Below are 11437 nucleotides of genomic sequence, written 5' to 3'. Positions count from 1 at the left end.
CTTCGCTTCGAACTTCTTCATTTATTAACGCCTTTTTATTGAAAGGTCGTTCTTAAATTTGACTATACAAGAGAATTTGTTTTTTTATATTTGGATCGATGTTACATAATTTTTACAGCAATGAAATTATTAGACGGTGATGGTTTGCTGAATTAAGCAAAGCAGCAGCGGATACTTTATGGTTATCGAATCGGGAGAAATTGTCGCGAAACGGGATATATTTAGTTAAGAAAATAAATAAACTTCTAATTTTGTTTAACGTGTAAAATAGATTTACATTCATACTATATATAATATGCGCTATGATTTCGAAAGAAAAAGAATATTTTGAGATAATAAATAAGATTTACCTAAAAGTAATTGAAGAAGAGAATTTGGGTGAAACGGCGAACTATATACCAGAATTATCTAAAATAGATGGCGAGAAATTTGGAGTTTCTTTATTGTTTACGGATCAACTTCAATTTGGATTTGGTGATTGTGAAGAAAAATTCTCGATTCAAAGTATTTCAAAAGTGTTGCTTTTGGCTTTAGTTTATAGAGAAATTGGCGAGAAAATTTGGGAAAGAGTTGATGTAGAACCTTCGGGAACGCCTTTTAATTCATTGTTACAATTAGAAACTGACAAAGGAATTCCTAGAAATCCATTTATTAATTCAGGTGCTTTAGTGGTTTGCGACATCTTAATTGATATTTGTGATGATCCGAAAGCATATTTTTTGGATTTTATTAAAAAGGTTTCTGGTAATTATTCTATTCAATATTCTGATAAAATTGCAAAAAGTGAATTTTCTACCGCTTATCGTAATGCAGCTTTAACAAATTTTATCAAATCCTTGGGCAATATTCATAATTCTCCTGATGAAGTTTTGGATTTGTATGTTTATATCTGCTCGATTGAAATGTCGTGTATGGAATTGAGTAAAACTTTTTCATTTTTGGCCAATAAAGGAAAAAACTTGTTTGATGATTATCAAGTTTTAAACATTAGTCAAACAAAAAGAATCAACGCTATTATGCAAACTTGTGGTTTCTATGATGAATCTGGCGAATTTGCTTTTCGAGTTGGATTACCTGGAAAAAGTGGTGTTGGCGGAGGAATTGTTGCAATTATGCCTAAATATTACATTGTTTCAGTTTGGAGTCCTAAACTAAATTTAAAAGGAAACTCCTATCGAGGAATGAAATTTCTGGAAGAATTTACAACCGCAACAGAGGATTCTATTTTTTAGAATTAATAATCTCCATCACTTTATTCACCGTTTCTTCCAAATTCATGTTCGAATTATCGACTTCGATTGCGTCATCAGCTTTACGAAGTGGAGAATATGCGCGATGAGAATCGATATAATCTCTTTCGTTCACATTTTTCAACACTTCATCCAAAGGAATATTTTTCCCTTGTTGTTGATATTCTAAAAAGCGACGTCGTGCACGAACTTCTGGTGAAGCTGTTATAAAAATTTTGATATCTGCATTTGGAAAAACTGTTGTTCCGATATCGCGACCATCCATCACAATACCTCCTTTTTCTCCCATTTGCTGTTGAAGCGCTACACAATAATCGCGAACAGCAGGAATTTCAGAAATTGGACTAACCATTTTAGAAACTTCCATCGTACGAATATCTGCTTCTACATTTTCACCATTCAAAAAAGTAAGATTCTTTTGAGTTGTAGGATCTTGTTGAAATTCTATCTTGATATCAGATAAATGGGTTATTAATGCTTGCTCATCAATTTTATTATCGACAATATACTGATGTTGAAACGCATACAAAGTCACAGCGCGATACATTGCACCACTATCAATATGTGTATAACCAAGATTTTTTGCAATAATTTTTGACATCGAACTTTTTCCTGTAGAAGAATATCCGTCGATTGCAATAATTAAATTTTCTTTCATCTATATAGAATTGAAGACAAAGATAAGATTTTATAGTTGTTTGAAAAGTTTTTATAGCCAAGGATTACTTCTCCAATAATCTCGACCTTGAATAATTCGGTCTAAATTGAGAATCAAACCAAAGTGATTAGAACCTCCAGATTTGTGGTAATTCGCATGACTAAACTCAAATCGGAACGCATTTATACGGATTCCAAAACCATACGTTAAGCCAGATAGAGAACGAATTCCTTCGGCTGCTAATTCATTTCCACGTTTGAAATTATATCCTAAACGCATATTAAAATCAGATTCGGGAAATAATTCTGCTCCAACCGAAAGGTGATCAATCATTTTTCTTCCAGCAGAGACTTCTTGTCCGTTTTTATTATAAGGTTGGGAAATATCAAACTTCTGCAAATCGTGCAAAGAAAACGTAAATTCTAACGGAACATGTTCTAATCGATGCGAAATTCCCAAATTAACTTGCGTTGGCATATCTTCTTTTTTGCCATTATACGTTTGAATTTGTTGACCGATATTACGCACAACTAGCGAAACATTGATATTTTTATCGAAATCGTGGTACGAAAGACCAACATCTCCCGCAATTGCCGAAGATTTATATGATTCGATAGTAGAATTAATGTATTTTAAATTTGCTCCAACTGTCCAATAATCGCCCAAAACACGTGCATAACCAACTGTAATTGCGGCATCATTTGCTTTGAAATTCCCTGTTACATTTCCATTTTCGTCAGTTCCAATTAATTTTCCGTAATCAACATATTGACCATGAACAGAAACAAAATTTTCTTGATCGATTTCATAAACCGTCGAAAATGTTCCGAAATCTACATCCGCAATATAATTGACGTAATTGATTCCAAATTGACCATGCATTTCTCGGTTCATCAACGCAGGATTCCATAAAGCAGAATTGGGGTCAGCATCCCAAGAAGTTGCTGCATTTCCTCCCAAAGCCGCTTGACGTGGAGAAGTTGTAATGTTCAAAAACTCGTAAACACGCGTTCCATCTTGCGCAAAAATCGAAGTCGATAGCGCGATAAACAATAATGTACTTAGCTTTTTAAACATTTAGCAAAAATAAAGATTTTGTAGAATAACGAAAACAGAATGATTTTGGTATATGCAAAACAAAATTTTAGGCTTTCTGAAAAAAAGCTTAACTTCAATTTAACTAAAAAACACTTTATGGAATTTTTTATTGCCATTATTATATTCGTATTGATTGTGATTTTGTTTAATAAAGTTTCGCAACTAAAAAAACAACTTGATTATCAAGAAACTAAGCTAAAACATTTGCAAGAGCAATTGGATGCGAAAGAAATTAAAACTGAATCAAAACCAATTGTTGAGCAACCTAAAATAGTTGAAGAGAAAAAAATTGAACCTCAACCAGAAGTTGTTTCCTACAATAAAGTCGAAGCGCCAAAACGTATTTTTGACGAAATTCCACCAAGACAAACAACAGAAAGCAGTTTTGATAAAAACCTCAACAATACAATTTCATTTATCAAAGACAATTTCTTGACGATTTTTGGGATTGTAACCTTAGTTCTAGGAATTGCTTACTTCGTAAAATATGCAATTGATCAAAATTGGATCAACGAAACTTTCCGCGTGATGATTGGAATTGGAGTTGGTTTAGGGATTATTGGAATTGCTCATTTTATTCGGAAAAATTTTGAAATCTTTTCTTCCATCTTAATTGGAGGTGGATTAACCGTTTTATATTTCACCTTAACTATCGCCTTCCGAGAATATCATTTACTTTCTCAGAATACCACTTTTGGATTATTAACAATTGTGACGATTTTTTCTATCGTGATGGCAATGTTATATAATCGACAAGTTTTAGCCATTTTCTCGATTATTGGTGGTTTCACCGCTCCATTAATGATTAGTACAGGCGAAAGCAATTTTGTATTTCTATTTAGTTATTTGACGATTCTCAACCTAAGTATGCTGTACATGGCTTGGCGAAAAAACTGGCAAATCATTTCATTTATCGCGTTTGCTTTTACCTTTATATATAGTATTGCGTGGATTGACGATTCCAAAACCTCAACGCAATATCTTTTCTTTGGCTTGCTTTACGTTATTTTTACAGTAACAAGTTTGCTGAATTATTTCAAAAAAGGAGAATTTTCGGTTTGGAATTGCCTTTTACTTATTTTCAATACCATTTTATCAACCGTTTTAATTTCTTCGGTTTATTATTTTATTATTGGAAATAATAATGGTTTGATGGCTTTCTTATTTGGATTGATAAACGCTTTCGGTGCATTTTACATCTACAAAACCTCTAAAAATAATTTATTACAAAAAACCTTAATCGGTTTGAGTATTGCGCTTATCACAACTGCAATTGCACTACAATTTAAAGCAAATGTCGTTTCGATTTGTTTCGCGATTGAATCAACTTTATTACTGTTTCTTTGGAAAAAAAGTAAAGAAAACATTTTCAAAGTCTTTTTCATTGCCATGTTTCCTTTTTTATTGATTGCTTTATGCGTCAATTGGTTTGATTATATTGATACTGAAAAACATTTAGTCGTAATTTTCAATCACGTTTTCATCACAAGTTTTATTGCATTAATTTGTTCTATTGCGAATATATATTTGATGAAAGATTTCGAAACCGAAGAACAATTTTTAGGTTTTAAGCTCAATCATTCCAAATTTATCTTCATCTCAACATCACTTTTATTGATGTACACAGGAATTTTGTTCGAATTAATTTACCAAATCGAACCTTATTTCAACTTTATGATGATTGTAAGTTATGTATTGATTTATACATTATTTTTTATTGCTTTTGTTTTAGCACTGCGCGAAAAACTAAATTTAGGAAATGCTTTGCAACTTATTTTACAAATTTCTGCAGCTTTCTGCATTCTATTTTTACCAATGTTTGCCGAAATTCCGTTGTTACCAAGCAAAATAAATTACAACATCGGTAGTTATTTCCTTTATTTGAGTTATCTCATTCCAACCGCATACATTATTTATTTAGTTGTAAAAAGTAGCGATTTCCATAGCTCCAAAGCAAAACAAATCATCAGCATGATTGTCTTGGTTTATGTGATTAGTTTCGAGAAATACAATGGTTTTATGTTGATAACACTTGACGAAAGCTCTTCTAATTTTTCGCATCAAGCCGATATTTTCCGAATGATATTATTGCCAATTATTTGGGCCGTTTTAGGATTTGTATTGATTTATTTCGGATTGAGAAAACAACTGAAAGGTTTTCCTATTGTTGGAATTATATTATTTGGATTGATTATTCTAAAATTATATTTCGTAGATGTTTGGGAAATGAGCAATATTTTCAGAATAATATCTTTTATCGTTTTAGGAATTTTAATCTTATTAACTTCTTTTATGTATCAAAAACTAAAAAATTTGATGGTTAATTTGATGGAAAAACCCAGCGAAAACAAAGAAGCTGAACAATAATGTTCAGCTTCTTTGTTAATTATTTCTTTTCAATGCTTCAGCAATTACACGCATATCATCCGAAGAAGGCGACTCGAAAACCTCTAAATGGAAATATGGAACAACAGCAATAATATGATCGAAAATATCAGCCATAATCACTTCATATTCGTTCCAAACTGTTGTATTTGTAAACATAAATAGTTCAATTGGCAAACCGTGCTCGGTTGGTTGAAGTTGTCGAACCTCGAACATCAAATCTGTTCTAATTTTTGGACTATTATAGGTATATGTCTTGATATATTGTCGAAAAAGACCAATATTCGTCATTCGTCTTCCATTCGCCAAAATCGTTGGATCAACTTTATTCGATACATTATATTGATTGATTTCATTCGTTCTATCTACAATAAAATCATGTAACATTCGGATTTTTTTCAATTCTTCAATTTCTTCTTCAGTCAAAAATCGAATCGAATTCATTTTAATATTTATCGAACGTTTAATGCGTCGTCCACCAGCATTTTGCATACCGCGATAATTACGAAACGAATCTGAAACCAAGGCATACGTTGGAATTGTTGTAATTGTTTTATCAAAATTCTGAATTTTTACCGTTCCTAAATTAATTTCAGTAACCGTTCCGTCTGCGCCATATTTTGTCATTTCAATCCAATCGCCCACGCGCACCATATCATTCATCGAAACCTGAATACTCGCCACAAAACCTAATATCGAATCTTTAAAAACCAACATCAAAACCGCCGAAGCTGCTCCCAAAGAAACCAAAAATGTAATAGGCGATTTCCCTGTCGCAATCGAGAAAATTAGGATTCCGCAAACAAAGAAAACTAAAATATTCATCACTTGCAGATAACTATCAATTGGTTTATCCGAAAAAGATTTATTACCTCGAAGAAAATCCCTGAACGCTTTAAAAATTGCATTAAACAACAATCCAACCGCAATTATCAACGCAACATCTGTAATTTGCATCGCAATTTTGATCCAATTCGGAAATCCTTTGAAGATAAGCGGAATCGCTTCTTTGGCGACAATTACAGGAACAATATGTGTTGCAAATTGCAAAACTCTATTCTTGATCAATAAATCATCAATCTTGGTCTTACTTTTTGCAATAAAGTTGGTTAAAACGAGCAGTAACACTTTTCGTAATAAAAAATCGATCGCATATAATATAATAACTAACAAAATTGACAGAATAATTGTTGTCATTATTGTAGTAGAATAACTCGATAATCCCAATTTGGCAATCATTTCGAGCATTGAGCGATACACATCGCTTTGAATATTTTCGTCTAAAAGTTCCATTTGAATAAAAACTAATGCAACAAAAATAAGTTTATCCTTTTCATAATTTACAACAACTGATAAATTACATTGAAATTTGTTGGTTTCTTAATTTATCTTGGTTCAAAACAATGAAAAGATTATATTTGTTAGATTAATCTAACTTATTTATTAAAATTAATGTTTTCAAACCCGTTGATATTTGCTTTTAGTTTAACCTTTCTTGCCGGAATTAGTACTGGAATTGGAAGCCTTTTGTGTTTATTGTACAAAAAATTCAATCCAAAATTCTTAGGCGTAATGTTAGGAATTTCTGCTGGCGTAATGCTTTATGTCTCTTTTGTAGAAATTTTGACCAAAGCAAAATTATCTTTATCAACAGTTTTTGGAGAAAAATTAGGTTACACATATACTTTATTAGGATTTTTTGCTGGAATTTTAATCATTATTTTAATCGATAAAATATTACCTCATCATCATTGTGAAGAAAATAAAACAGAAACAAACGATCAGAAATTATTACGTTTGGGATTATTTTCAGCTTTAGCTTTATCAATTCATAATTTCCCTGAAGGATTAGCAACTTTTTTGTCCGCTTTAGAAAATCCAACTTACGGAATTTCTATTGCATCAGCTATTGCTATTCATAATATTCCAGAAGGAATCGCCGTTGCTATACCAATCTATTACGCGACAAAGAATAGAAAAAAAGCATTTCTATATTCTTTTTTATCAGGATTAACAGAACCTATTGGCGCATTAATTGGCTATTTTGTGTTGTTACAATTTTTTGATGAATCAATTTTCGGAGCAATCTTCGCGAGCGTCGCAGGTATGATGGTTTACATTTCGATCAATGAATTAATTCCGACCGCAAACGAATACGCTGGAAAAAAATTATCAACTTACGGAATTGTAATCGGAATGTTTGTAATGGCGGTTAGTCTTGTACTTTTTATGTAAAAACAAAAAAACTTCCCGGAGAGAGAAGTAATTTTGAGAAATGATATAAATTAACACATGAGGATTTTGTTACTGCAAATGTATGCAGCAAATTAAATTTAAAGCTTAACAGAATATCAATAGATTGTTAAGCGAAGATTAAATAAAAAGATGATGAAAAATATACTTTTACTTTTTTGCTTTACTATAATTTATAGTTGTTCGTCGTCTTCAGATTTTCATAATATAAATGATCACATTGAAGATGGAAAATATTGCGCAAATGTCAAGGTTAAAACGAATAAGTCAACAAAGATATATCGATTAACTATAACAACGAAAAATAATTATCTGCATAAAATTGATTGGCCAAATGGTGGCTGGCTGGATAATTCACATTACAAACTTCCTGAATTTTATGAAAACGAAGCTACTTTTACAGATGATAGAGTCCGAAAATTTGAAGTAAAAATTATACAAAAAGGAGAATTTAAATAAAAAAGCTCGAAACTAATGTTTCGAGCTTTTGCTTAGTACTCGGAGTGGGGATTTTCGAATACTAAAATATAGTAATTAATAACATAGTACAATATAGTTGACATATTGTCACAGACCTTTCTGTCAGTGCGTTTAAACTTTTTTTACTATATCATTAACTATTATTGAACAATAATAACTACTATATAGATGTGGTACAAAATGTGGTACAAAAATCCTGCACTACTCTTGATAACACTTTCTTCAAAAAAAATAAAAAATGATTGAAGGAAAATTTTATCCAAGTAAAAAACAAGGTATATGTACCTTGTATTATCGTTTGAGAAAATCTCGAACATCAGATTACAAAGTGACTATTAAGCATATTAAAATCAATGCAGAATCATGGGATACAACAAAACAAAAATTTAACCGAAACTGTATTCTTACAAACTATGCTGAAGTTCAAAAAATTATGCAGGAATTTGATTCCTCTGTATATGAACTTAATATTAAGTTAATGATTAAAGGGCAATCTATGAACAATGAAATCTTAAAAAATCATTATTTAGATTTTTTTAATTTAGGCTCTAAAACAAAAATTGATTCAAATACTTCCTTCACTTCTTATTACTCCTATTATATTGAAAGAAATATAAAAGTAGACGAACAAAGCGTAAACGGTAAAAACTTAGGAAAAAACACTATAAAAGGATATAAGTCAACGTTTAATATTTGGAAAAAATTTGACAAAAACAGGAATATTAAGCTATGTGAAATTGATTACAAAATATTTTCTTCATTTATTAAATTTCAAGAAACAAAGTTAAAATATAGCAGAAACACTATTGCTACTAATAAAAATAAACTCAATGCTATTCTTAAATATGCATACAAAAGCGGGATAGATGTTCATCAAGATTTTATCCGAGGAAACTTCGTATACAAAGAAGAGGAAACTGATTCTGAATACTTAACTCAAGAAGAAATATCTTCAATAATTAATTTGAATTTTATTCAAGACACGACAATTGATTATGCAAGAGATTGGTTTGTATTACAATTATTTACTGCTCTAAGGGTTTCAGATTTATTTGTTTTAACAAAAAATAATTTCATCAAGGATTTTATTATAAAAAAAACAAGAAAAACAGGTAAAGAAGTTATAATTCCTATTCTACCCGAAACATTGGAGATAATAAAAAAATATAATGGATTACCAAATAAAATAAGTGAACAACAATATAATTATTACATTAAGAAAATTTGTGAACTAGCTCAAATTAATGAATCTATTGAAGGTCATAGAGTCATTTCTAATGAAGAAGGAATCAGAAGAAAAACAAAAAGTAAATACCAAAAATTTGAGTTAATTAGTTCTCATACTGCTAGAAGAAGTTTTATTACTAATTTATCAATGAATCCTAATATCACTAACTATGAAATTATGGCTGTTTCAGGACATAGTTCTACTAAAACACTTGAACTTTATGTAAAATCTTCAAATAAAGAAAGAGCTACTTCATTAAAAGATAAACTACTTAACAATCATCAATAATGTAATTATATTACAAAAGAATTCAATATAATACAATTGTTTCTAATACAATTACGGTTTTACGTAATTTATATTTAATTAATAATTGTTTTTTTGTTGAAAATTTACAATTATGAAAAAAATTTATTCTTTAGCATTAACATTTGGTTTATTATATGGTGCAAATGCCCAAAATTTAGAAAATGTTAAGTTTGGTATTAAAGGCGGTATGAATCTTAGCAAAATGACTAATTTCACATCTAAAGTTGGATATCATGCTGGTGTTAAAGCTGAATTGAATTTACCTCAAATTAGTGAAGGAGTATTTATAGAAGGTGCTGTATTAGTTTCATCAAAAGGAGCAAAACTTGATTATTGGGGTTTTGGAAAAAGTAAAGTAGAAGCAGCTTACTTAGAAATTCCAATCCAATTAGGATATAAACATTCTATAAACTCTGATATGAAATTAATGGGTAGTTTCGGACCTTATTTCGCATATGGATTATTTGGAAAACAAACAATTGACTACGATTGGGATGGAGAAACAGATAGAGAAAAATATGATACTTTTGGTGATGAAGGTTTAAAAAGATTTGATTTTGGTTTAGGATTAAGTGCAGGAATTGAGTTTAAACAAAAATATCAATTTTCAATTGGATATGACTTTGGTTTAATGAATATATATAATACTTCAACTGATGATGAAGACACTGATATTACAGGGAGCTTAAAAAATAGCAATTTGAAAATTTCAGTAGCATATTTATTTTAACAATAATCAAAATAATCAATATTGATAAATTATAAAAGGTGATTTGACTTGTTTCACAAATGAGAATCACCTTTTTTGTACTTAAAAATAAATTTAATCACAAACACTAAAGAAATTAATAACTACAAAACCTTTTAAACAATGGAACTATTTTACTCTTTAATTTGGATGAACATAAGGTTTATTTCTATAACTCTTTGGTTTTATCACCTATTCTCATGGGCATGTATTCAAAATTTTAAATTTATTAATTTACTTCACAACAAATACCCTAAATTAATTGAATATAGTAAAACATTTTACAATGCAATCGAATGGTTCATAAATTTTTTATTTGAAAAACTTGACTTTAATAAAGGTATACATCCCTTGTTGTTCACAGGTATCATTACATTTTTAATGGTACTATTAAAATGGCATTATAATAAAAAAACTGAAATGAGCCCAGAAGCTTATCTCTTTTACTTAAATTACAAGAATAGTGATGTTTACAAATTAGGACAAGAAAAAATTAAAGAAAGTAAAATAAAAAAAACATCAAAAACTAAAAAGGATTGGCTAACAGGAGAGGAGTATATTCAACATTATGAAGATGGCAAAGAAGTAGGTAAGTCAAAAAATAAAAAATCATTATGGGGTTCTGAATATGTTCAGCATTATGATAAAAATGGAAAAGAAAGCGGACGTTCTGTTGAAAAAGAACCATTATTTGGAGAAAATTATACTCAGCATTATGACTCAGAAAAAAAAGAATCAGGTCGCTCAAAATTAAAAAATCCTATATTTGGTAATGAATATGTTCAAAATTACAATGCTGATAAAGAAAAAATTTCAAAATCAAAATTAGAAAGCAATTGGTTAACAGGTGAAAAATATACACAACATCATATAGACAAAGATTATTTAAATAAGAAGTATGATGATAAACTAAGAGATTTAAATGATAATATAGATTATAGCGATGATGAACATGATGATTTTTACGATGAATATGATGATGACTATAATCAAAAATAACAAAAGATGCATAAAAGCATCTTTTGTTA

Annotated in this window: 10 protein-coding genes; 7 read left to right on the top strand and 3 right to left on the bottom strand. The window is 29.8% G+C overall.

Features of this window, described 5'->3' with window-relative positions; all coding sequences use genetic code 11:
* The first annotated feature begins 302 nt into the window (after nucleotides 1–302).
* Nucleotides 303–1232, top strand: coding sequence for a glutaminase (locus N5D90_RS16685; protein WP_221856736.1), 930 nt, complete (start codon nucleotides 303–305; stop codon nucleotides 1230–1232).
* Here N5D90_RS16685 and cmk read toward each other — a convergent pair.
* Nucleotides 1222–1908, bottom strand: coding sequence for a (d)CMP kinase (gene cmk, locus N5D90_RS16680; RefSeq protein ID WP_115002211.1), 687 nt, complete (start codon nucleotides 1906–1908; stop codon nucleotides 1222–1224). The two genes, N5D90_RS16685 and cmk, sit on opposite strands and share 11 nt — an antisense overlap.
* Before the next feature lie 51 nt (nucleotides 1909–1959).
* Nucleotides 1960–2985: a type IX secretion system protein PorQ gene (gene porQ / locus N5D90_RS16675; RefSeq protein WP_280063414.1), complete on the bottom strand. Its 1026-nt coding sequence runs from the start codon at nucleotides 2983–2985 to the stop codon at nucleotides 1960–1962.
* A 117-nt stretch (nucleotides 2986–3102) separates the two neighbouring features.
* On the opposite strand from porQ, the gene N5D90_RS16670 reads away from it, so the two are divergent.
* Complete coding sequence (locus N5D90_RS16670; protein ID WP_280063412.1) at nucleotides 3103–5373, top strand: DUF2339 domain-containing protein; 2271 nt, start codon at nucleotides 3103–3105, stop codon at nucleotides 5371–5373.
* A 15-nt stretch (nucleotides 5374–5388) separates the two neighbouring features.
* Here N5D90_RS16670 and N5D90_RS16665 read toward each other — a convergent pair whose 3' ends face one another.
* Complete coding sequence (locus N5D90_RS16665) at nucleotides 5389–6684, bottom strand: mechanosensitive ion channel family protein (RefSeq protein WP_280063411.1); 1296 nt, start codon at nucleotides 6682–6684, stop codon at nucleotides 5389–5391.
* Nucleotides 6685–6843: 159 nt separating this feature from the next.
* Between N5D90_RS16665 and zupT the strand changes: the two genes are divergently transcribed.
* From zupT to N5D90_RS16640, 5 genes are all read left to right on the top strand, one after another.
* A complete protein-coding gene (zupT, locus tag N5D90_RS16660) occupies nucleotides 6844–7626 on the top strand; it encodes a zinc transporter ZupT (protein WP_280063410.1) in 783 nt (260 codons plus the stop codon).
* A gap of 150 nt (nucleotides 7627–7776) precedes the next feature.
* Complete coding sequence (locus N5D90_RS16655) at nucleotides 7777–8103, top strand: hypothetical protein (protein ID WP_280063408.1); 327 nt, start codon at nucleotides 7777–7779, stop codon at nucleotides 8101–8103.
* A 259-nt stretch (nucleotides 8104–8362) separates the two neighbouring features.
* Complete coding sequence (locus N5D90_RS16650) at nucleotides 8363–9640, top strand: site-specific integrase (RefSeq protein ID WP_280063406.1); 1278 nt, start codon at nucleotides 8363–8365, stop codon at nucleotides 9638–9640.
* A 112-nt stretch (nucleotides 9641–9752) separates the two neighbouring features.
* Nucleotides 9753–10391 (top strand): porin family protein, encoded by a 639-nt coding sequence (locus N5D90_RS16645; protein WP_280063404.1) that lies wholly within the window; start codon nucleotides 9753–9755, stop codon nucleotides 10389–10391.
* 141 nt (nucleotides 10392–10532) lie between these two features.
* On the top strand, nucleotides 10533–11408 hold the full coding sequence (locus N5D90_RS16640; RefSeq protein WP_280063402.1) for a hypothetical protein: 876 nt from the start codon (nucleotides 10533–10535) through the stop codon (nucleotides 11406–11408).
* The last annotated feature ends 29 nt before the right edge of the window (nucleotides 11409–11437 follow it).

This window comes from Empedobacter sp. GD03797, from assembly GCF_029842105.1.
Classification (GTDB): domain Bacteria; phylum Bacteroidota; class Bacteroidia; order Flavobacteriales; family Weeksellaceae; genus Empedobacter; species Empedobacter falsenii_C.
Note: the sequence above shows the minus strand (reverse complement) of the source record. Positions and strands in the feature narration are given on the sequence as shown.